Raw genomic sequence first — 21,209 nt, 5'->3', positions numbered from 1 at the left:
GCAGGCGAAAGTGTGTACGTGCAATAGGCTTTGGTGCTGTGAACACAGCGCGGTTGGCCGACATCGCGGCACAGGCGGGGGTCAGCGAGGCCACCGTCTCCCGAGTGCTGAACGGAAAGCCGGGCGTCGCCGCGGCGACCAGGCAGACGGTGCTGGCCGCCCTCGACGTGCTCGGCTACGAGCGTCCGACCCGGCTGCGACAGCGCAGTGCGGGCCTGATCGGCCTGATCACGCCCGAGCTCAGCAACCCGATCTTCCCGGCGTTGGCCCAGGTGATCGAGCAGGTGCTGACCCGCTACGGCTACACGCCGGTGCTCTGCACGCAGACGCCCGGCGGTTCCACCGAGGACGAGTTGGTGGAGATGCTCGTCGAACGCGGCGTCACCGGCATCGTCTTCGTCTCCGGCCTGCACGCCGACACGACGGCCGACACCACGCGCTACGACAAGCTCCAGGGCCAGGGCGTGCCGTTCGTGATGATCAACGGCTACAGCGAGCGGATCAGCGCGCCGTTCATCTCTCCTGACGACCGGGCAGCGATGTGGATGGCCGTCCGCCACCTGGCCGGGCTGGGCCACGAACGCATCGGGCTCGCCGTGGGTCCCTCCCGCTTCGTCCCGGTGCTGCGCAAGGAGGAGGGCTTCACCGCCGCGCTGGGCGAGGTCCTGGGCCTCTCCGAGGAGGAGGGCCGGGGGCTGATCCAGCACTCCCTCTTCACCGTCGAGGGCGGCCACGCGGCGGCCAACGTCCTGCTGGACAAGGGCTGTACGGCGATCGTCTGCGGCAGCGACCTGATGGCCTTCGGTGCGATCCGCGCAGCGCGGGCGAGGGGGCTCACCGTCCCGGGCGACATCTCCGTCGTCGGCTTCGACGACTCCCCGCTGATCGCTTTCGCGGACCCGCCACTCACCACCATCCGCCAGCCGGTCGAGTCGATGGGCGCGGCGGCGGTCAACGTCCTGCTGGAGGAGATCGGCGGAAACCCCGCGCAGCGGGGGGAGTTTGTCTTCCAGCCGGAGTTGGTCGTGCGCGGCTCGACGGGCTCTGTCGCGTAAACCGTCGGGCGAGCGGGCAAGTTGCACTCTTTAGGGGCGCGAGAAACCACCCTGTGCGGATGGCCCCGTTCATTGGGGACCATCTGCCGTGGGTGGCTTGTCGCGCGCGCAGTCAATCAAGCAGAGCCCCGCGCCCCTGATGGTTGCTCCTAGAGCTCAGCCTCGATGCCCAGGGCACCGAGGTACAGCCCCAGCGCCAGTCGCGCCACCGCAGGGTACGTGCCGATCGGCTCGGCCAGCGGGCAGTCGATCGCGTCCGCAAGGGACTTGAGCAGGTCGGCGTTGACCTCCGGGCCCAGCAGGTACGGCGCCAGCGCCGGCTGCACACAGCCGGTCTCACGCAGGTGGGTCATCGCCGCCACGACCGACTCCGCGGAGTCGAGGGACGCGGCCACCACCGGGACGGCCAGGCGCGCAGCCAGCAGAACCGCGGTGACCTCGGCCAGCTCCAGCGCCTCCGCGCCGCCCGTGCCGGCCAGCACGATGCCGTCGGCGGAGGTGTTGATGGCGAAGAGACGCGCGCGGTCCGCGCGGGCCAGACCGGCCTCACTGAGGCGCACGTGGACGGCCTCGGCGAGCAGCGGGTGCGGGCCGAGCGAGTCCGTCCGCTGGACGGACTCGAACCCGGCCAGCACAGCGTCCAGCTCGGCGCTGGGGCCGGGGGAGAGCGGAACCACGATCGGCGGCGTGCCCGCCTCCACCGCCGCGCTGAGCACGTCCTGGACGGACGGGCAGTCGCCCAGGCCGTCGACGTTCTTGGCGGCCGTCAGATAGGCCGCGGTGACCTGCGCGTCCGGCTGGTCCAGGCGGATCAGCGTGGCGATCTCCTCCGCCAGCCGCCGGGAGTCCGGGTTGGCCGGCGCCGGGACGGCGAGCACGAGCGTGGAAGCGCTCGCGGGGATCTCGGGCCGCTCGGGACGGCGGTGGCGTCCGCGCGCGCGGGCGGTGGGCGTACGGACAGGCAGCGGCGTGCCTGGAGTCGCGGCAGTGCTCATGGGGGACGATGGTAGGTCATCCGTTCGCGCCCTGGGAGGCGGGTGCCCTATACCGGGGAGTAAGGCCCCGAACGAACCGAAGTCGCGTGAGCAGCGTCACACAGGTCGTACGGGCACGTGGTTACTGACTGTGTGTCACGGGGGAGTTCCATGCTGTTGATCAAGTCGGTCGATATGTGTGCACTGTGCGAGAGCTTGTTGCCCAGAGCGACGACGATGCGCCCGGATTTGCCCGGTTCGGGCGGTCAACTCCCCGCGCTGTAAAGAAAGCAGTCACCTCCTGTAAACGCATGTGCACACGCATAAGCACCTGCACGTGCACGTGCACTGGCGATATCATCACCGGCAGTGAGAACGCTGCATGGTGCACCGCTCGCACGTCCCGGGGAGATACCTATGCGTCGCATCTACAACGGCATCGCCGCCACGGAACTCGAGGGAGTGGTCTGGCAGAAGGCCCGGATGAGCAACTCGCAGGGCAACTGCGTCGAGCTGGCCCGCCTGGAGGGCGGTGACGTCGCGGTCCGCAACTCGCGGTTCCCGGACGGCCCGGCCCTCATCTACACCAAGGCGGAGATCGTCGCGCTGCTCCACGGTATGAAGGCCGGGGAGTTCGACCACCTGGTGGACTGAGCGCCCTGACCCCCGTCCTGCACGTTCCAGAGGTGTCCTATGGGGATGGCCCGGGAGTAGCTCCCGGGCCATGTCTTTTGTGTGAAGCGTCTTGCGGGGGAGGCCTCTTGTAGGTGAGGCGTGTTCGGCAACCCGCGGCCGGAGGCTCAGCCGCGCGACTGGAGTTCGAAGACGGCCCAGACGACCTTGCCGACGGTGACGGGGTGCCAGCCCCAGGACTGACTGAAGGACTCGACGAGATGCAGCCCCCGGCCGGACTCGGCGACCCAGTCGGCCTCACGCGGCACCGGACCGTTCTCGCACGGGTCGGTCACCGCGCAGACCACCTGCGGGTCGCTGCGCACCAGGCTGAGTCGTATCAGCGGCTGGTTCGTCGCCGTGCTGCAGCTGCCGCCGCCCACCGCATCCTCGGCCCGCAGGTCCATCCGGTCACCGATGGGGCTGGAGCCCGCGCCGCGTCTTCCCCAGACGCTGCGGGGCTCGGGCACGTGGGCCGGCAGGCCGTAGCGCAGCGCGTTGGTCACCAACTCGCTTGCCACCAGGGCGATGTCGTCGAACAGGTCGCCGAGCTCCCAGCGGTTCAGGGTGAGCCGGGTGAACTCCCTGGCTGTACGGACGGATTCGCGTCGAGGGGCGAGCGCGCAGCTCACCACGGTTTCGCGGTCCGCGAGCACCGCCGGGCTCAGGCCCATCAAGAGCTCCTCCCATGCGGGCGCGGCCCCGTCCGGTGGTGCCGGCCGGGGCGAATTCTCGGCGGATTGCCAGGGGGCGTGCAGGTGCACATGCCCATGGTCCTCTTCGCATACGTCAGATGCAAGAGTGGATTCACGTGCATTCGCGCCTAGGGCAGATGCACGTGCATCTGCCCATGCAGCGAGTAATGTAGTCGTAGCGCTGCGCAGTGATGGAGGGTCGCGACTCGGACATCTTGACCAGCGCATGGACAACCGGGCACGATGCGCGCCCGGGCAGTGCCTGACAGTGGCAGACTGTGGCGTGTTACCAGCGGGTGGAGGTTCGACGGAATGACCACGGTTCAGCCGGGGGGCGGTTCGATGGTGCGCCGCATCCTCCTCGGCTCCCAACTCCGCCGTCTTCGCGAGGCCAAGGGCATCTCGCGCGAGGACGCCGGCTACACGATCCGGGCCTCCGAGTCGAAGATCAGCCGGATGGAGTTGGGCCGCGTCAGCTTCAAGGAGCGCGACGTCGTGGACCTGCTGAGCCTGTACGGGGTCGAGGAGTCCGAGCGCGGTCAGCTGCTGACGCTGGTGCGTGAGGCCAACCAGAACGGCTGGTGGCACAGCTTCAGCGACGCCATGCCCAACTGGTTCCAGACCTATGTGGGGTTGGAGGAGGCCGCCGCGCTGATCCGCACCTACGAGGTGCAGTTCATCCCTGGCCTGCTGCAGACCGCCGACTACGCGCGCGCCATCATGGGCCTGAACCGGCCCTACATGGCGGAGGAGGAGATCGACCACCGGGTCGACCTCCGGATGCGCCGTCAGCGGATGGTCGTCGAGGGCTCCGGGCCGCGTCTCTGGGCCGTGATCGACGAGGCCGCGCTGCGTCGCCCCATCGGGGGACCGAAGGTGATGCGGGCTCAGGTCCAGGCGCTCATCGAGATGGCCGAGCTGTCGAACGTGGTGCTCCAGGTGATGCCGTTCCGCTTCGGCGGCCACGCGGCCGAGACGGGCGCGTTCTCGATCCTCCGCTTCCCCGAGCAGGACCTGCCCGACGTCGTCTACCTGGAGCAGCTGACCAGCGCGCTCTACCTGGACAAGCGCGACGACGTCGACGCCTACGTCCAGGTGATGGAGCGGCTCAGTGTCGACAGCCTGACGCCGGAGAAGACGGTGGACCTGCTCACCGGGCTGCTCAAGGAAGCCTGACAGGGCCCCCTGCACGCGGACCGAGGCGCGGGTCGAGGCCGTAGCGGGCGAAGAGGTCCGCGCGGATCACGACGCCCGGCAGCTCGGCGCCGGGGAGCACCAGGCCGATGCACGCGCCCATCAGCGCGCTGCGCAGCACCGCGTGCTCGGCGGCCGGGTCGGTCGAACCGCGCCGCCGCAGCACCTCTTGGAGCAGCGCGCCGAGTTGCTGCTGCTCGTCGTCCTGGACGAAGCGGCCGTCGATGGGCGCCAGGATCAGCGCCAGGTGCGTCCGCATCAGCGTGGGCTGGTCCAGGGCCAGGCCGGTGATCGCGTCGATCGTGGTGGCCAGCCAGACGTCCGGGTCCTCGCTGTGCTCGGGGTTGCCGGGCTCGTCCAGCGGACGCAGCGCGGCGGCCAGGGTCAGGTGCATGTGCCGGTGCATCGCGGTCTGCAGCAGGAACCGCTTGCCGGGGAAGTAGTACGAGACGAGCCCGCGGGCCACCCGCGCACGCTCGGCGATGTCGCCGAGGGTGACCCGGTTGAAGCCGTGCTCGTCGATCAGCTCCACGGTGGCCTGCATGATGCGCTCGCGCGAGCGCGCCCGCATGACCTCGTTGACCGCTTCCCGACGTGGTGACATGGCGCTCCCGCACTGCCTTGGGCCGTTAGGCCGTGGGCCAATCATTGGCTTGGCGCCAATATACGCGCGGAACCTGGGCGTCCCACCGGCCCGGCGAAACGGGCGCTGAGCTGCGCGAAGCAGGCTCCGCGAGGCAGGCTCGGCGAGGCAGGCTGTCAGCGCAGCACGGTCTCCGGCTCCGCGCCGCGCAGGGCGGCGGATTCGAGGTGGGCGTCCGGCAGCGCCGGGTGGCGACCGATGACGACCACCCCGATCACGATGCAGAGCAGCCCGGCGGCCTCGCCCGCCAGCGCGGCCGGCGTGAGCTGGAGCTGGTCGCCCAGGAAGCCGACCCCGCAGGCGATGCCCGCCAGCGGCTGCGCCGCGGTCAGTGCGGGCGCGGACATCTTCAGCGGCGCCGACTCGAACGCGTTCTGCACCAGGACCAGTCCGACCACGCCGATCGCCAGCACGGCATAGGGCTGCCAGCCGGTCACCAGCAGGCCGAGTCCGCCCTGATCGAGACGCAGCTCGGCGGTGCGGGTGAGCGCGTCCTGCAGGCCGTAGAGGAGCCCGGCGGCGAGTGCCAGCAAGGTCGCCTGGCGGATCCGGGGCAGCCGTCCGGCCACCGAGACCAGCAACAGCGCGAGCCCGGCGACGATGCCGAAGACCAGCCAATGGCGCAGCGCGCCGATCTCGGCGCCGCCGCCGGTGGGCTGGCCGCTGAGGATGAAGACGGTCACGCCGACCGCCAGCAGCACCACCCCACCCCAACCCGAGGCGCCCAACGTCTGTCTGGTGATCCGTCGGGCCAGGGCCATGGCGAAGAGCAGTTGGGTCGAGAGCAGCGGCTCGACCAGGGAGATCCGCCCGGCGGAGAGCGCCATCGCGCTGAGCACCTGACCGCAGACCATGAAGACGATGCCCAGCAGCCACTCGCGCGACCGCACCAGGCGCAGCAGTAGCCGGTAGGAGATCAGGTCGGCACGCGTGGCGGACTGCGCCGCGTGCTGCTGCAGGACGAAACCCAGTCCCAGCAGACAGGCTGCGCCCACGCCGAGAAGAAACACCGTCACGGGGATTCCCCCACAGTTAACGTGCCATCACGGGCCACTCCCGGGAAGCGTATCGCGGGGCTCCCGAACCGACCTCCGCACTCAGCGCATTCCCACCTTCTTCAGGAAGTACGTCAGCTTCTTGGGGAACTACGCCACTTCAGGAGGGTTAGGTCGGCGGTGGGGGCACGTCGGGCCTCAGACCAGCGCCGACAGGCCAGGGGCGAAGGTGAGGACGACCGGGGTCAGCGCCAGTGCCACGGCGGCCACCGTCAGTCCGAGCCGGGAGGGCCAGGGCAGGCGCGTGCCACCCGCCAGCAGGCGGTCGACCCGGTCGGGTATCTGGGCCAGCGGATGCGGGCAGGTGCTCTCGGGATTGAGCTCGACCAGCGCTATCGCCGTGGCCAGCCGCCCGTGGCGGCGCGCGGCGGAGTCGTCGGCCGCGAGCTCGACGAGGTGGCCCACCTGGTCCCGGAACTGGCCGAAGAGCCGTATCGCGGGGAAGCCGGAGGCGAGGGCCTCGGCGAAGCCCAGCAGCCAGTGGTGCCGGGCGCGGACATGACCGTGCTCGTGGGCGAGCAGCGCGTCCAGCTCGCGGGTGCTGAGCCGTCGCAGCGCCGCCGTGGTGACCACCACCCGGGGCACCGGACCGGGCAGCGACCAGGCCTTGAGCTCCTCGCTCTCCAGCACGACCAGCTTCTCCGAGCGGTTCCACGGCACGGGCGGGTCGGTGGGCGCGGACTGCTTCAGCTCGGGATGCAGGTCGGGTGCCTGAGCCTTCAACTGCTGCCGTTGACGCAGCCGGGTCGCCCGGGAGCCGGAGACCTCGACGGCCAGGGCCAGCGCGGTCCGCACGCCGCCCACGGCGAAGACGAAGGCCGCCCCGATCGCCCACGGGCGGGCCAGGGGGAAGCCGTACGCCTCCTCCACACCCGCCGGAGCCCCGGCGAAGACAAAGGATCTGATGGCGGGCCAGGCCGCCGCGCCGGTCAGCACCAGCGCGCACGCGCAGCAGAGCAGTACGCCGACCACCACGCACTGCCACGCCCACAGCCCGACCACCGGCTCCCGCTCCGTCCAGCGGGCGCGGGCCAGCCCGCGCGGGCCCAGCAGAGCGAGCAGCGCGCCGAGCGCGACAAGTCCGGGCAAGGCTCCCACCGCTGCGCGGCACCTCCGAGGGCAGGACGGGACGCACGCGTCACTGCGTACGCGCTCAACCTATGGCGGATCCGCCCGTCACGGAATCCGTTTGCCGAAAGCAGTGACGCAGGACACGGAGTCGGCGGTTCAGCTCCGTTCCGGACGGTTCAGAGCAGCGCCCGCACGTCAGAGCGCCACCAACAGGTCAGAGCAGCATCAGCATGGTGGCCATCGACAGACCCATGACCACCCGACAGGCGTCCGGCAGGGCGGGGGCGCTGAAGAGCGACCCGGCCCGGTGGCCGGTGGCGGGAGCGGTCAGCCGCAGGCCCGAGAGGAGCGAGAGGGCCAGGAACGCGACCAGCAGAGTCCCCGTCAGTGCGGGCAGCCCACGCGGCGGCATGTCAGCCATCCCGGTCATCCCAGCCATTCCGGCCATACCTGGCATCGCGTCCGAACTGACCGTGCTGCCGCTCATCGCGACGGCCATGTACACCATCGCCGCGTGGCCGAGGCAGTGGTACGCGTGGTGCAGTCGGTGACCGGTCGCGAGCAGCACCGCGCCCAGCGAGAGGAGCGCGGCCGACCCGTAGACGGCGACCCAGAGGCCCGTAGGGGCCGCCACCCCGGCCGCCATCGCGGCCATGCCGAGGCTCATCACCGCCTCGGTGCCGTCCGCCGCGCGGTCCGCCCGTGGCGCGGATCGGCGCAGGCACAGGCGGGCGGCGCAGTAGAGGCCGGTGCCTCCGCAGAGCAGCACCAGAAGCCAGCCGAGCACGCCCGCGTCCCGCATCCACGCCCCCTGACCCGCCACCCGTTCTTCGGACACTGTGACGCAGGGTGATCGATGCAGTACAGGGCGCGATGGGGGCGCACGGGGGCAGATCCAGTGGTGTGAACGCCGCGTTCACGGCGTCTCCACCTTACGGCCGACCCTGACAGCCGACGTACTCCAAATGGAGTATGCGGCGGTGCCGGGTACCCGACGCGACTACGGATCGCGGGGACGCCAATCATCCTGCGGGCGCTCTTCCTGCGGCCTTTCGATCAATAGCTTGGAACAGTCCGCTTTCATCACCGATCCGATCCGGGGACTGCCGACATCATGGGCCGACTCATCCGCCTGCCGCTGCAGCGCCGTTCCGACCTGACGCACGCCCGCCCGCCACGTGCGGTGATCATTTCGGCGAGCGTCGGAGCCGGACACGACGCGGTGGCGAAGGAGCTTGAGACCCGGCTCGCCGAGGCCGGCCTGAACGTCGACCGCCACGACTTCCTGGACCTGCTGCCCGGCGTCACCGGCAAGATCTTCGTCGGCACCTACCACACGATGCTCGAGCGGGCCCCGTGGACCTGGAAGCTGCTCTACGGCGGCATGGACAACCCGCGGATGATGAACGGCCAGGCGGCCCTGTTCACCTGGCTGGCCGGCCGGGCGATGAAGCGGGCGCTGCCGGACGACACCGCGGTCGTCGTCTCCACCTACCCGCTGGCCAGCCAGGTGCTGGGTCGGCTGCGCAAGCGCGGCCGGATCAGCCAGCGGGTGCACACCTACCTGACCGACTTCTCGGTGCACCGCCTCTGGGCGTCGCCGGACGTCGACTCCCACCTCGCCGTGCACACGGTCCCGGCCGAGCAGGCCGAGGGCACCGAGTGCCAGGACGTCCACGTGGTCACCCCGCTGGTGGACCGCCGCTTCACCCCGGTCACCAAGGCCTCCCGCGCCGCCGCCCGGCAGCGCTGGGGCCTGGCCCACGACGCGAAGATCGCGCTGCTGGTCGGCGGCTCCTGGGGTGCGGGCGAGCTGGAGCACACCGTCGCCGACGTCGAGGCCGCCGACCCGCGGCTGACCTGCGTTGTCGTCTGCGGGCGCAACGAGACGCTGCGCGCCCGGCTGGAGGAGGCCGGAGTCACCGCGCTGGGCTGGGTCGACGACATGCCGAGCCTGATGCACGCGGCCGACGTGCTGGTCCAGAACGCCGGTGGCATCACCGTGCTGGAGGCTGTCGCCTCCGGCATCCCCGTCGTCACCTACCGCTCCATCCCGGGCCACGGCCTGACCAACGCGGCGGCGCTCGACCAGTCGGGCGTGGCCCCCTGGGCGCGCACCCACGCCGAGCTGGCGCCGCTGCTGGACCGGGCGATACGGTCCGATTCCGCCGTCCCCGCGCCGTGGGGCGTCGACGCGGTCGAGCTGCTGCTGGAGTCGGCCGGGCTCACCCATCTCACCGCGGAGCTCCCCGGCGTGGTCGTCCCGCTCGCTTCGATGGAGAACGCACGATGAACCGTGCCGTCAAGACGGTCGCCGGCATCGCCGGCGGTCTGGCGCTGGCACACGCCGCGCCCGCGCTGACCTCGATCCAGCCCTTCGAGCCGCTCCGCACCAAGTTCTTCCCCGGTTACGGGGGGCTCGGCGACCCGGGCCACGTCGCCCTCAGCTTCGACGACGGCCCGGACCCCATCTCGACCCCGCGCTTCCTGCGACTGCTGGAGAAGCGCGACATCAAGGCGACCTTCTTCCTGCTCGGCTTCATGCTGGAGCGCGACCCGGGCCTCGGCAAGGAGATCGTCGCGGCTGGCCACGAGATCGCCGTCCACGGCTACCTGCACCGTCCGATGGTCGTCCGCACGCCGCGTGCCACCAAGGACGACCTGACCCGTGCCCACGGCCTGGTCACCGAGGCGACCGGCGTCGCGCCGCGCTGGTACCGGCCGCCGTACGGCATCGCCACCACCTCCGCGCTGACGACCGCCCGCGGCCTGGGCATGACCCCGGTCCTGTGGACCTCGTGGGGCGCGGACTGGCGGGCCGGCGCGACCGGCACCTCCGTCTACCAGACGGTCACCCGGAACCTGCGCGGCGGCGGCACCGTCCTGCTCCACGACTCCGACTGCACCAGCGCCCCGGCCTCCTGGACCGCGACGCTCGCCGCGCTCCCGCGCCTGCTGGACCACTGCGCCGAGCAGGGTTGGCAGGTCGGCCCGGTCGGCGAGCACGGGATCTGACGGCCGGTCACCCCGCCGTGAACTGAACGTCAGCGGGGCCGGTCCTCCTCAGGAGGACCGGCCCCGCTGACGTGTCTGTCTGCTGTTACAGCCGTTACTACAGCCGTCCCGACTCGCGGAGACGGGTCAGGAAGCGCCGCGTGCGTTCGTGCTGCGGATCGCCGAAGACCTCGGCGGAGGTGCCGCGTTCCAGCACGACGCCGTCGGCGAGGAAGCAGACCTGGTCGGCGACGTCGCGGGCGAAGGCCATCTCGTGGGTGGCCAGGACCATGGTCATGCCCTGGCCCTTGAGGTCGCGGACGACCTCCAGCACCTCGCCGACCAGCTCCGGGTCGAGGGCCGCGGTGATCTCGTCGAGCAGCAGCAGCCGTGGCTCGCCCGCGATCGCGCGGACCAGGGCGACGCGCTGCTGCTGGCCGCCGGAGAGACGGTCCGGGTACTCCTTGGCCTTGGCCGCCAGACCCAGCCGGTCCAGCAGTTCCAGCGCGCGGGCCTCCGCCGCCGCCTTGGGCACGCGGTGGACCCGGCGCGGGGCGAGGGTGATGTTGTCCAGGACGCTGAGGTGGGGGAAGAGGTTGTAGGCCTGGAAGACGACGCCGATCCTTCGGCGCACCGCGTCGGCGTCGGCGCGGGGATCGGTGATCTCCTGGGCGTCGAGCCAGATCGCGCCGTCGTCGACCACCTCCAGCAGGTTGGCGCAGCGCAGCAGCGTCGACTTGCCGGAGCCGGAGGCGCCGATGAGGACGGTCACCGAGTGCTCGGGCACGTCGAGTGACACGCCGTCAAGGATGACCTGCTCACCGAAGGTCTTGCGCACCGACTCGAAGCGCAGCACCGGGTTCGAGGTGCTCGGGGCCAGGATGCTCATACGACGCCTCCCTGGGCGCGCTGGTTGTCCATCCGGCGGGTGAGCCAGTCGGCGTAGCGGGTCATCGGGATGGTCAGCAGGACGAAGCCGAGCCCGGCCAGCACCAGCGGCGTGTAGTTGAAGCTGCTCGCGACCATGATGTGCGCCGCCGCGACCGCGTCGATCGCGCCGCCGAGGTAGACCAGGCCGGTGTCCTTCTGCAGCGAGGCCATGTCGTTGACCAGCGCCGGGACCACCCGGCGGACCGCCTGCGGCAGCACCACGAACCGCATCGTCTGAGCGTAGCCGAGGCCGAGCGACCGGGCGGCGGCACGCTGGCTCGGGTGGACGGACTCGATGCCGGCGCGGAACACCTCGGCCAGGTAGGCGGAGTAGTTGATGACCAGCGCCGTGCCGCCGAGGACGATCGGGTCGTTGGTGACGCCCTGCAACTGCAGTGCGGGGACGCCGAAGACCACCAGCAGCACCAGGATGATCAGCGGGAAGCCGCGGAAGAAGTCCACATACGCCGTGGCCAGCAGTCGCACCGGCAGGAAGACCGGTCCGCGCAGCGTCCGCAGTGCGGCGATCAGCAGTCCGAGCACCAGGACGGTCGGGCCGCAGACCACCAGCAGCTCCAGGTTGAGCACGAAGCCGTGCAGCACCGGAGAGAGGGCCTGACGGGCGTAGTGGCCACTGAAGAAGGTCGTCCTGGTCACCGGCCACCCGGGGGAGCCGGTGATGACGACGGCGAGCACGGCCGCCACGACGACCGTGCTGCCGCCCGCGATCAGCGCGGATCGCCGCGCCCGCGAGCGGCGGTAGGCCTCACGGTCCAACCGCCGCCGGGAGGGGACGTACGCCGAGGGGGCGGACGCTGCGCCCGCGGCGTCCGTCCCCTCGTGCATCTCGGAATCCGAATCCGTCGTCACTTCAGAACCGGCGCGGTGTCGGAAGCGGGCAGCCACTGCTTGGCCAGGGTGGTCAGGGTGCCGTTGGCCTGGAGGGCGTCGACGGCCTGCGAGACGCAGGAGGTCAGCGCGCTGCCCTTGGGCAGGACCAGGCCGAACTGCTCCGGCTTGCCGTCGGAGGTGGCGGCGCCGGACGGGAACTGGCCGGTGACCGTGGCGTTCGTCAACTCCGCCGAGGTGATGTAGAAGGCGGTCGGCAGGTCGGTGACGAACGCGTCGATCTGGTGGTCCTTCAGCGCCGACGTCAGCAGGTCCGTGGTGTCGTAGACGGACGGCTGGGTGGTCGGGTCGATGACCTTCTGCACCACCGTCAGGCCGGTGGTCCCGACCTGTGCGCCGATCTTCGCGCCCTTGAGCCCGGCGACGGTGGTGGCGTTCGCGAACTTCGAGCCCTTGAGGGTGATCACGGCCTGGCGGACGTCGTAGTAGCCGGTGGAGAAGTCGACGGCCTGCTTGCGCTCGTCGGTGACGGAGACCTCGTTGATGTCGAAGTCGAACTTCTTCTGACCCGGCGTGACCACGTTGTTGAACGGCGCCACGGTCCAGCCGACCTTGCCCTTGTCGTAGCCGAGCTGCTGGGCGACCGCGTAGGCGACCGCCGACTCGAAGCCCTTGCCGTCCGACGGGTCGTTGTTGTCGAACCAGGGCGTGTAGGCCGGGTTGTCGGTGCCGATGGTCAGCTTGCCCGAGGTCATCGTGGCCAGCGCGCCCTTGGTGCAGGAGGCGGCCGCAGCGGAGGCGCCTGCCGAGGCACCCGAGCCGGAACCCGAGGAGCTGGACTGCGGCGCGCAGCCGGCCAACGCCAGGACGGCTGCGCCGACGACGGTGCTGAACAGACGAGTGGTCTTGAGCAGGGCGTTCACGGTGACTCCTGGGAGGAAGGCAAGTGGCCCGGAGCTTACCGATCAGTTGTCACAGCACGGTGAAGCCGGATCTTCGCATCCGTTCCGTCTCGAATGGTGGACGCGGTGACCAGCGCCACCCCTCCGGTTGCGGGCGCCCCTTGTACGACAGAACCTTCTGTATATACGGTGAGCCCACCACATTTTCTTTCGTTCAGGCAGGGTTGTGATGGAAAATCTCTCGTCAGCGCTCCCCATGGCAGGCAATTCCATTGCGGCCTCTGTGAATCTGGCTCAGCACCCGGCATGGCTGCGGCTCAAGGCCGCCGTCGAGGCGCTCCGCCCGCTGCAGTCGAAGGACGGCTCGATCGACCTCAACTCGCACGGCGCGTCCACCAAGGACGAGGCAGACACGCAGCTGTCGGTCATCACCGCGTCGATAGGCGAGCTGGCCCCGCACTTCCCGCACGACAAGGCGTACCTGGACGCCGTCGTGCTCGACTTGATGCGCTGGGCCGCGTCCGGCTACGCCCTGCCCGACTTCCTCGACTCGCTGCTGGCCTTCCAGCCTGCCGACCAGCGTGTGGACGGGCTGCCCCACCTCGTGGTCTTCCCGATGTACACGCAGAACGGCAACCCGAACCGGAACATCGAGGCGGTGCTCCTCAACGTGGTCTGGCCGGACTGGCTGTCCGAGCTGGAGCGCACCCGCTACGACAACCCGATGTTCGTGCCGATCACCTTCGTCGACTTCACCGCCGGGTACGACACCAACTCCGCGGTGCTCTTCCCGGAGACGGTCGCGGTGCGTGAGGTGCCGGAGCGCTTCACCTGGGGCGGCATCTTCTGCGACCGTGAGGCGGCCCGCTTCCGCGCGGTCTCGACCTCCGCCGTGAAGACCCTCGGCCTGGAGATCCCCGAGGAGGCTGCCGCGCTGCTCACCGACCAGGAGCTGGCGCAGCAGACCTTCGTCCTGTGGGACCTGGTCCACGACCGCACCCACAGCCACGGCGACCTGCCGTTCGACCCCTTCATGATCAAGCAGCGCTCCCCCTTCTGGATGTACGGGCTGGAGGAGCTCCGCTGCGACCTGACCGCCTTCAAGGCCGCCGTCCAGCTGGAGGCCGAGGGGTACGAGCAGGGCCGCAACGTGCAGTACGCGATCCTCTTCGACCGGATGTTCCGCTTCCCGGTCTCCGGCGGCCGGGTCCGCAACTACGACGGCCTGGGCGGGCAGCTGCTCTTCGCGTACCTGCACAAGCACGACGCGCTGCGCTGGACCGACAACAAGCTGCACATCGACTGGCAGCGCGCCCCGCAGGTCACCAGCGACCTGTGCGGTGAGATCGAGAAGCTCTACCGCGACGGCATCGACCGCCCGAAGACCGCCCACTGGCTCGCCGCCTACGAGCTGGTCGCGCAGTACCTGACCCCGCACCCCGCCTCCACCTGGGCCAAGGGCGCCGACGCGCTGCCCTTCAAGGAGCACAGCGACGCCAAGTCGCTCAACAAGGCGCTGTGCGACGCGGTGCTCCCGGACGAGTTCCCGCTCAGCATGTTCTTCGAGGCGCTCAGCAAGAAGCTGTCCGGCGTCATCGCATCGACCTCCGGCATGACCGGCACGAGTGTTGTGGAGAATGCAGCGTGAGCAACGCAGAGAATGTCGACCTGAAGGGCCGCGTCGTCGCGGTGGCCGGCGCGACCGGGATGGCGGGGCGGGCGACCGTGCTGCGCCTGGCGCAGGCCGGGGCGACCGTCGCCTGTGGCGACATCGACGCCCGGAAGCTCGACGAGCTGATGGATTCCGTCCGCCGCGCCGTGCCCGGCGCGATCGTGGTCGGTCAGGTGGTCGACCTGCTCGACCCGCAGGCCGCCCACGACTGGGCCGAGCACGTCGAGGCCGAGTACGGCCGGGTCGACGGGCTGATCCACATGGTCGGCGGCTGGCGCGGTGCCAAGACCTTCGGCGACGTCGACCTCGCCGACTGGGACTTCATGCACGACATGCTGGTGCGCACCCTCCAGCACACCAGCCTCGGTTTCCACGAGGCGCTGAAGCGCAGCGACAACGGCCGGTTCGCGATCATCTCGGCCGCCGCCGCGCACAAGCCGACCGGCGGCAACGCCGTCTACGCGACCGCCAAGGCCGCGGCCGAGACCTGGACGCTGTCGCTGGCCGACTCGTTCAAGGACAGCTCCGCCGCAGCTGCGATCCTGGTGGTGAAGGCCCTGGTCTCCCCGGAGATGCGGGCCGAGAAGCCGAACGCCAAGTTCGCCGGGTTCACCGAGACCGCCGACCTCGCCGAGCAGGTGCTCTCGCTCTGGGCCCGGCCCGCCGACGAAGTGAATGGAACGCACCTGTGGCTGACGCCCCAGTGATCGACAACAGCAACGCCACCAGCACCGGCACCGACGCCGTCCGTCGGCACGAACCCGCCGTGCGCGGCTTCGCCAGCGACAACTACGCGGGTGTGCACCCGGAGGTGCTCGCCGCGATAGCGCTGGCCAACGAGGGCCACCAGATCGCCTACGGCGAGGACGACTACACCACTCACCTGCAGGACGTCTTCAAGGCGCACTTCGGTGAGCGCGCCCAGGCGTTCCCGGTATTCAACGGGACCGGCGCCAACGTCGTCGCGCTGCAGGCGCTGCTGCCCCGCTGGGGCGCGGTGGTCGCCGCCGAGACCGCCCACTTCCACGTGGACGAGGGCGGCGCGCCGGAGAAGATGGCCGGCATCAAGATCCTCACCGTGCCGACGCCGGACGGCAAGCTCACCCCCGAGCTGATCGACCTTCAGGCATGGGGCTGGGGTGACGAGCACCGCGCGCAGCCGCTCGCAGTCTCGATCACCCAGAGCACCGAGCTGGGCACCCTCTACACCCCGGACGAGATCCGCGCGATCTGCGAACACGCCCACGAGCGTGGGATGCTGGTCCATCTCGACGGGTCCCGGCTGTCCAACGCGGCGGCCTCGCTGGGCCTGCCGTTCCGCGAGTTCACCACCGACGTCGGCGTGGACGTGCTCTCCTTCGGCGGCACCAAGAACGGGCTGCTCGGCGGCGAGGTCGTCGTGGTGCTCAACCCGGACGCGGTCAGGAACATCCAGTACCTGCGCAAGACCTCGATGCAGCTCGCGTCCAAGATGCGGTTCATCTCGGTGCAGTTCGAGGCGCTGCTGGCCGGCGACCTCTACCTGCGCAACGCCGGGCACGCCAACGCCATGGCCAAGCGGCTGGAGACGGCGGTCGCCGCGATCGACGGCGTGACCGTGGTCCGCCCCGTGCAGGCCAACGCGGTCTTCGCGATCCTCCCGCGCGAGGTGAGCGAGCGGCTGCAGAAGCGGTTCCGCTTCTACTTCTGGAACGAGCACACCGGAGAGGTGCGCTGGATGTGCGCCTTCGACACCACGGAGCAGGACATCGACTCCTTCGCCGCGGCGATCGCGGAGGAGCTGGGGCGCTGACCGGCAGCCGCTTCGGGGGCTCGCGGCTCCCGGATGCGGTGCGGTGCGGAACGAGCGACGGCGCACGGCCCGTACGGATCAAGCAGGTTGATCCGTACGGGCCGTGCGCCGACTCGTTTCACCACGGGCCCTGGCAGGCAGGCGCTGGCGGGCTCTGGCTAGCCCTTGATCCAGCTGAGGAACTGACTCCAGCGCCCTCCGCGTTCGGCCTTGCCGGGCTCGGGGGCCACCGGCTCGGTCGAGCGCGGACGCTGCGCAGTGGTGGTCCCTCGCGCGATCTCGACCGGCGTGAAACGAGCCGGAAGGGACGCCAGACCTCGGCTGAACGGCCCCGGACGCCACCTCAGGCTCTCCTCGGGGACGGCGAGCACGACGTCGGGGAGCTGGTTGAGCAGGTACTCGATCGCGGTGACCGCGATCTGACGGGCCGGCTCCTTGGACGGGCAGGCGTGGGGTCCGGCACTCCAGGACAGATGAGCCCGGCTGCCCGCCTGCCGCGCCGCGGCAAGGGCCGGGCCGGTGTTGGCGGCGGCGAGGCTGATCAGGACGAGATCGCCGGCCCGGAAGTGCTGTCCGGCGAACTCCATGTCGTTCGCCGGATAGTGCGCCGCGAAGTTGGCCATGGGCGGGTTCTCCCACAGCGTGTCGTCGATCGCCTCGTCGATCAGCCCGCCCTTGTTGGCGTACCCGTCGTCGGTGAGCACCCGGTGCAGGGTGTTCCCGATGAGGTTGCGCAGCGGCTCGGTACCGGCTCCCAGCAGCAGCGCGAGCTGGTACACCATCTCCTCGTCCGTCAGCTTCGCGTGGTGCTGCAGCAGCCACGAGGTGACGTCGTCGCCGGGCCGGCTGCGCTTGAGCGCCACGAGCTCGCCGCAGGCGCCGAACAGCACGCCCACCGCCTGCTCGGCGTTGACGCCTTCGAACATGCCGGAGACGCCGAACATCACCCGGTCGCCGATGTCGGCGGGGCAGCCGAACAGCTCGTTGAAGACCATCAGGGAGACCTGCTTGGCGTAGTCGCTCAGCAGGTCTGCGGAGCCGCGTGCTCCGAACTGGGCAATGAGGAAGCGCGAGACCTGCTCGGTGCTCCGGGCCAGGCGGTGCGTGTCGATGCGGGACATCGCGTCGGTGATCGCCTGACGCAACCTCAGGTGCTCGGCACCGTCGCTGCACATGGCGTTGGGCCGGTAGGCCAACGTCGGGACGACCGGGCTGTCCGCGGGCAGCTTGCCCTCGGCGAAGTCGCGCCAGCGGCGGGCGTCCTTGCGGAAGGACGTCGGGTCCTGCAAGAGGCGCAGGGCGGCCTGGTAGTCGGTGACCAGGGTGGCCTCGACGCCGGGGGCGAGCTCGACCGGGGCGGCCGCCCCGTAGTGACGCAGGTAGGCGTAGTAGGCCTGCGGGTCGGCCGCGAACTCCGGCCCGTAGAGCGGAACTCGGCCGCCTACGGCGTGCGCCGGACACCCGGGCGGGGGAACCGGGGCGGAAGAGCGAACGTCCATGTCTGCCTGTGGCTCCTAAGCCGGCGGGTCAGCAAAAGCTGACGAGACTAGTCAGAGGGCCGGCTGCTGCATCCCCGCACGAACGCGGGGTGGACCCACCTGCTCCGCAAATGCGGTGCGATCGTATCACCGGCTCACGGACCGTCCCTTCCCCTTCCAGGGCCGGTCGTTGGGGGTGTGGCCCGCCGCTGGACGGCGGGTGGGCGGCGGGTGGACAGCGGCGTCGCGGAGGGGTCGAAATCCGCTGGCGCCGGCACTGAAAAGTCGCTGCCGACCCACCAAGATCATCTCATGTTAGGCTCCGACGCCGTTGTCCCGCAGGGCAGTTCACATGTGCGCCACGTCGCACACATGATCCGTTTTGCGCTCATTCCGGTTGGGCATGCCTGCAGGGTTTGCTGAAGATGATCGCGCTGACCTCCCGTGGGATTGTGCTCATCCTCCAGAGCCGAGGGCTTCGTCCCGCGTGCGACGGTCGATCAATCACCGGGAGGGGAGGGGGCGGTGCGCTTGGGAGAACGGAAGGGTGAGTGGACAGCATCTTCTCGGGTGAGGGGCGTTCCATCGAGGAGTTCCTCGGCGAACGCTGGTCCGACATGTGTGACGGGCTTGACCTGCAGCCATCCATGACCGGGCCGGTGAGGGGCCAACTCCGTGAGCTTCTTCGGCCATGGGCCGACATACCCGTCGGGCGGACGTGCCCGTTCCCCTCGTACGTCGCCGGCGACGGTTTCCCCGCCGAGATGTCGGTGAAGTGGTCCCACGGGAGACCGGAACTTCGCATCCTCTTCGAGGCGTTGGGCGCCGCAAGGCCCATCACCGCGGCTTCCAACCTGACCGCCGCAGCGGAGCTGACGGACCAGTTGGCCGGCGAGCCGCTGGTGAGCCTCGACCGCTACGGCAAGGTGGCCGACGTGTTCGCGCCGCGCGCGGACCAGGAGACGGCGCCCGTACCCGTCTGGCACTCCCTGGCCTGGCTGCCGGAGCGCCCGCCGGTCTACAAGATCTATTTCGGGCTGTACGCCGTGACGCCGCAGGAACGTTACGCCATGGTCGGTGAGGCGATGGAACGCCTGGCGATGGGCACCGCGTGGGCCGACACCTGCGCACAGGTGGCCCGAGCGACCCAGGCGGACGGAGTCGAGCGCGAACTGGAGTTCTTCGCACTTGACCTGGAGAGCAGCGGGCGGGCCCGGGCCAAGGTCTACTACCGCAACCACACCAGCAGCGTCGCGGTCCTGGAGCAGATGGCCTCGATCGCTCGGGCCAATGACCCGGGCCGGGCCCGCTCGGCCTTCCGTACCCTGCTCGGCAGAGCTCCCGACGCCGCCGGAAGCGCCCCGCTGACCTGCCTGGCCTTCCGGGCGGACGCCCCACGCGCCGACGAGTCGACCACCTACTTCCGGGTGTCGAGTTTCACCGCGTCCGACGAGGAGGCCGCGGGCAGGATCGGCGCGCTGATGGCGCACGAGGGCCTCGACCCGCAGCGTCACCACGCCCTCCTCCAGGCCGTGGCGCCACGGCCGCTGAACCGGAGCCGGGGCCTCCAGGAGCTGGTCAGCTACCGCTCGCGCGGCCAGGACGGCGACGTGTCCGTCTACTTCAGGTTTCCGGTCTACGCCCCACTTCCCGCCCAGCCCAGTCCGCTGTCACAGCAGTCCCGGGGAATCCTCCAGGAGGTCGAGTCCGCATGACTACCATGATCGCGCCCCTTCAGGCAGTCGCCGACAGAAACGAAGAACATGTCCGCGCCTACCGCGCGAGCAGCCTGATCCTTCTGCTGGAGGACCCCACGACACCGGCGGCCACCAAGGACGCCGTACTGGCCCACCTGGCACCGTGGTCGAACGCGTTCCAACGGATGATCAGTGTCCGGGCCGAGTTTGAGACCGACCCCCAGCTCAGAGAGCTCGCCCTTGAGCACCAGCAGGAGGAGGTCGGCCACAACGGGATCCTGGCGGACAGTCACGACACCGGCCGGACCGCCGACTGGGACCCGGTCGTCGAGGCCGGAGCCGCCTGGTTCGTGGACCAACTGCGCACCCTGCCCGGACTGCAGCGTGTCGTCCTGGCCCACCTCGTGCTGGAGTGCGGCAGCCTTGCCTTCAGCAACGCCGGTTCGCTGGCCTTCCCCGGCAACACCTACTTCGCCCTGCACGACGAAGAGGACGAAGAGCACATCGAGATGGGCTACCGCCTGCTCGCCGAGCGCCAGGAGTGGCGGCTCGGCGACGTCACCGAACTCCTCGACCAGGCCTGGCAGATCATCATCATGGTCTCCGACCGGATCGCCGAGTTGGCACGCCGCGACACGGTCGGCGCAGCATGAGCGACCTCCCTCGGGAGCCCCTCGACTCCGGCTCCGCCACAGGAATCGCCGAGGACTGCGCGAGGGTGTTCCAGCAGACCCTCGCCGACCGCCTCGTCGCTGCCTACGCCCTGGGGAGCCTCGCGCACGGAGGGTTCGCACCCGCCGTCAGTGACATCGACCTCGGACTCGTCCTGGCGGACCGCCGCCCCGACGACGACGAGACCATCCGCCGGGTCACCCGTGACCTCCAGCAGAAGGACAGCTCCTACCAGCGCCTGTCGGTGTTCTGGAGCTCCTTGCCGGCCCTGCGCGCGGACGGGGACGACGGCAGATTCCCGGCCGTCGACCGGTTCGACCTCTCGAAGAGCGGCCTGCTGCTCCTGGGCGAGGACGTACGCCGGGACGTGGCACGCCCGGGCGCCGATGCGCTACTGACCGACGGCATCCGCTTCGCGCTGGAGGTGCTCGCGGCAGGCCCCGTCCTGGCCGAGTTCCACAACCCGGCGCGCCTGGCGGGCGACATCAAACGGTTCACCAAGGCGGTCCTGCTCCCCGTCAGGTTCCTCTACACCGTCGCCACGGCCGATCTCGGATCCACCGACGACGCCATCCGCCACCACCTCGCACAGCCCGCGCCGGTGGCTGCGGAACTCGTCCGTGCCGCGACGCGGGCACGGCACGGCGAGCCGGACTCGGGCGAGCGCCTGACCGAACTGCTTCGGGCAGAGCTCATTCCCCTCTACCTCTGCTACATCGACAGCTGCCTGCCCAGACTGGCCCCCGAGGACCGGGATCTGGCAGAGGGCCTCACCGACTGGCGGACACGACTCCTGGACTGACACCGCGCTCCACCCACCTGGACGGCCTGTGCCCCCTCAGCCGAGGGGGCACAGGCCGTCCG

21 protein-coding genes are annotated in these 21,209 nt (G+C 70.2%); 11 read left to right on the top strand and 10 right to left on the bottom strand.

Annotation, left to right across the window (positions count from 1 at the left end; genetic code table 11):
* Nucleotides 1-38: 38 nt before the first annotated feature.
* Complete coding sequence (locus ABH940_RS19130; RefSeq protein ID WP_370070310.1) at nt 39-1,055, top strand: LacI family DNA-binding transcriptional regulator; 1,017 nt, start codon at nt 39-41, stop codon at nt 1,053-1,055.
* 149 nt (nt 1,056-1,204) lie between these two features.
* Here the strand turns inward: ABH940_RS19130 and ABH940_RS19125 are convergent, their stop codons facing one another.
* Complete coding sequence (locus ABH940_RS19125) at nt 1,205-2,050, bottom strand: sirohydrochlorin chelatase (protein WP_370070307.1); 846 nt, start codon at nt 2,048-2,050, stop codon at nt 1,205-1,207.
* A gap of 396 nt (nt 2,051-2,446) precedes the next feature.
* Between ABH940_RS19125 and ABH940_RS19120 the strand changes: the two genes are divergently transcribed.
* Nucleotides 2,447-2,683 (top strand): DUF397 domain-containing protein, encoded by a 237-nt coding sequence (locus ABH940_RS19120; RefSeq protein WP_370070305.1) that lies wholly within the window; start codon nt 2,447-2,449, stop codon nt 2,681-2,683.
* A gap of 146 nt (nt 2,684-2,829) precedes the next feature.
* On the opposite strand, the gene ABH940_RS19115 is transcribed toward ABH940_RS19120, so the two are convergent.
* Nucleotides 2,830-3,375 carry an ATP-binding protein gene (locus ABH940_RS19115; protein WP_370070303.1) on the bottom strand — a complete coding sequence of 182 codons (546 nt, stop codon included), beginning with the start codon at nt 3,373-3,375 and terminating at the stop codon, nt 2,830-2,832.
* Between the two features lie 333 nt (nt 3,376-3,708).
* Between ABH940_RS19115 and ABH940_RS19110 the strand changes: the two genes are divergently transcribed.
* Complete coding sequence (locus ABH940_RS19110) at nt 3,709-4,572, top strand: helix-turn-helix domain-containing protein (protein WP_370070301.1); 864 nt, start codon at nt 3,709-3,711, stop codon at nt 4,570-4,572.
* Here the strand turns inward: ABH940_RS19110 and ABH940_RS19105 are convergent.
* From ABH940_RS19105 to ABH940_RS19090, 4 genes are all read right to left on the bottom strand, one after another.
* Nucleotides 4,559-5,194, bottom strand: a complete 636-nt coding sequence (locus ABH940_RS19105) for a TetR/AcrR family transcriptional regulator (RefSeq protein WP_370070299.1) — start codon at nt 5,192-5,194, stop codon at nt 4,559-4,561. The two genes, ABH940_RS19110 and ABH940_RS19105, sit on opposite strands and share 14 nt — an antisense overlap.
* 155 nt (nt 5,195-5,349) lie before the next feature.
* Nucleotides 5,350-6,249, bottom strand: coding sequence for a DMT family transporter (locus tag ABH940_RS19100; RefSeq protein WP_370105814.1), 900 nt, complete (start codon nt 6,247-6,249; stop codon nt 5,350-5,352).
* Between the two features lie 177 nt (nt 6,250-6,426).
* Complete coding sequence (locus ABH940_RS19095) at nt 6,427-7,386, bottom strand: M56 family metallopeptidase (RefSeq protein ID WP_370070295.1); 960 nt, start codon at nt 7,384-7,386, stop codon at nt 6,427-6,429.
* Nucleotides 7,387-7,573: 187 nt separating this feature from the next.
* Nucleotides 7,574-8,197, bottom strand: a complete 624-nt coding sequence (locus ABH940_RS19090) for a DUF5134 domain-containing protein (RefSeq protein ID WP_370070293.1) — start codon at nt 8,195-8,197, stop codon at nt 7,574-7,576.
* A 276-nt stretch (nt 8,198-8,473) separates the two neighbouring features.
* Between ABH940_RS19090 and ABH940_RS19085 the strand changes: the two genes are divergently transcribed.
* The gene (locus ABH940_RS19085) at nt 8,474-9,652 is read left to right on the top strand and encodes a glycosyltransferase (protein ID WP_370070290.1); all 1,179 of its coding nucleotides are present in this window, start codon (nt 8,474-8,476) and stop codon (nt 9,650-9,652) included.
* Nucleotides 9,649-10,374: a polysaccharide deacetylase family protein gene (locus ABH940_RS19080; RefSeq protein ID WP_370105812.1), complete on the top strand. Its 726-nt coding sequence runs from the start codon at nt 9,649-9,651 to the stop codon at nt 10,372-10,374. Before ABH940_RS19085 ends, ABH940_RS19080 begins: the two co-directional genes overlap by 4 nt.
* Nucleotides 10,375-10,471: 97 nt before the next feature.
* Here ABH940_RS19080 and ABH940_RS19075 read toward each other — a convergent pair whose 3' ends face one another.
* From ABH940_RS19075 to ABH940_RS19065, 3 genes are read right to left on the bottom strand one after another with little or no spacing between them, the layout of a single operon-like run.
* Complete coding sequence (locus ABH940_RS19075) at nt 10,472-11,242, bottom strand: amino acid ABC transporter ATP-binding protein (RefSeq protein ID WP_370105810.1); 771 nt, start codon at nt 11,240-11,242, stop codon at nt 10,472-10,474.
* Nucleotides 11,239-12,129 (bottom strand): amino acid ABC transporter permease, encoded by an 891-nt coding sequence (locus ABH940_RS19070; protein ID WP_370105809.1) that lies wholly within the window; start codon nt 12,127-12,129, stop codon nt 11,239-11,241. The genes ABH940_RS19075 and ABH940_RS19070 overlap by 4 nt, the downstream gene beginning before the upstream one ends.
* A gap of 20 nt (nt 12,130-12,149) precedes the next feature.
* Nucleotides 12,150-13,055: an ABC transporter substrate-binding protein gene (locus ABH940_RS19065; RefSeq protein ID WP_370105807.1), complete on the bottom strand. Its 906-nt coding sequence runs from the start codon at nt 13,053-13,055 to the stop codon at nt 12,150-12,152.
* Between the two features lie 235 nt (nt 13,056-13,290).
* On the opposite strand from ABH940_RS19065, the gene ABH940_RS19060 reads away from it, so the two are divergent.
* Genes ABH940_RS19060 through ABH940_RS19050 form a run of 3 tightly spaced genes read left to right on the top strand, consistent with a single transcriptional unit; the run spans nt 13,291 to nt 16,498 of the window.
* Nucleotides 13,291-14,682, top strand: a complete 1,392-nt coding sequence (locus ABH940_RS19060) for a DUF6421 family protein (RefSeq protein WP_370105805.1) — start codon at nt 13,291-13,293, stop codon at nt 14,680-14,682.
* Nucleotides 14,679-15,413, top strand: a complete 735-nt coding sequence (locus tag ABH940_RS19055; RefSeq protein ID WP_370105803.1) for an SDR family NAD(P)-dependent oxidoreductase — start codon at nt 14,679-14,681, stop codon at nt 15,411-15,413. Before ABH940_RS19060 ends, ABH940_RS19055 begins: the two co-directional genes overlap by 4 nt.
* On the top strand, nt 15,395-16,498 hold the full coding sequence (locus ABH940_RS19050; RefSeq protein ID WP_370105800.1) for a low specificity L-threonine aldolase: 1,104 nt from the start codon (nt 15,395-15,397) through the stop codon (nt 16,496-16,498). The genes ABH940_RS19055 and ABH940_RS19050 overlap by 19 nt, the downstream gene beginning before the upstream one ends.
* A gap of 158 nt (nt 16,499-16,656) precedes the next feature.
* On the opposite strand, the gene ABH940_RS19045 is transcribed toward ABH940_RS19050, so the two are convergent.
* Nucleotides 16,657-17,997 (bottom strand): cytochrome P450, encoded by a 1,341-nt coding sequence (locus ABH940_RS19045; RefSeq protein WP_370070274.1) that lies wholly within the window; start codon nt 17,995-17,997, stop codon nt 16,657-16,659.
* A 530-nt stretch (nt 17,998-18,527) separates the two neighbouring features.
* Here ABH940_RS19045 and ABH940_RS19040 point away from each other — a divergent pair.
* From ABH940_RS19040 to ABH940_RS19030, 3 genes are read left to right on the top strand one after another with little or no spacing between them, the layout of a single operon-like run.
* Nucleotides 18,528-19,691 carry a tryptophan dimethylallyltransferase family protein gene (locus ABH940_RS19040; protein WP_370070272.1) on the top strand — a complete coding sequence of 388 codons (1,164 nt, stop codon included), beginning with the start codon at nt 18,528-18,530 and terminating at the stop codon, nt 19,689-19,691.
* Nucleotides 19,688-20,326, top strand: a complete 639-nt coding sequence (locus ABH940_RS19035) for a hypothetical protein (RefSeq protein WP_370070270.1) — start codon at nt 19,688-19,690, stop codon at nt 20,324-20,326. Before ABH940_RS19040 ends, ABH940_RS19035 begins: the two co-directional genes overlap by 4 nt.
* Complete coding sequence (locus ABH940_RS19030) at nt 20,323-21,147, top strand: hypothetical protein (RefSeq protein ID WP_370070268.1); 825 nt, start codon at nt 20,323-20,325, stop codon at nt 21,145-21,147. Before ABH940_RS19035 ends, ABH940_RS19030 begins: the two co-directional genes overlap by 4 nt.
* Nucleotides 21,148-21,209 lie beyond the last annotated feature (62 nt).

Source organism: Streptacidiphilus sp. BW17 (assembly GCF_041262485.1).
Classification (GTDB): Bacteria; Actinomycetota; Actinomycetes; order Streptomycetales; family Streptomycetaceae; genus Streptacidiphilus.
The sequence above is the reverse complement of the archived record's forward strand: the minus strand, read 5'-3'. Positions and strand labels throughout refer to the sequence as shown.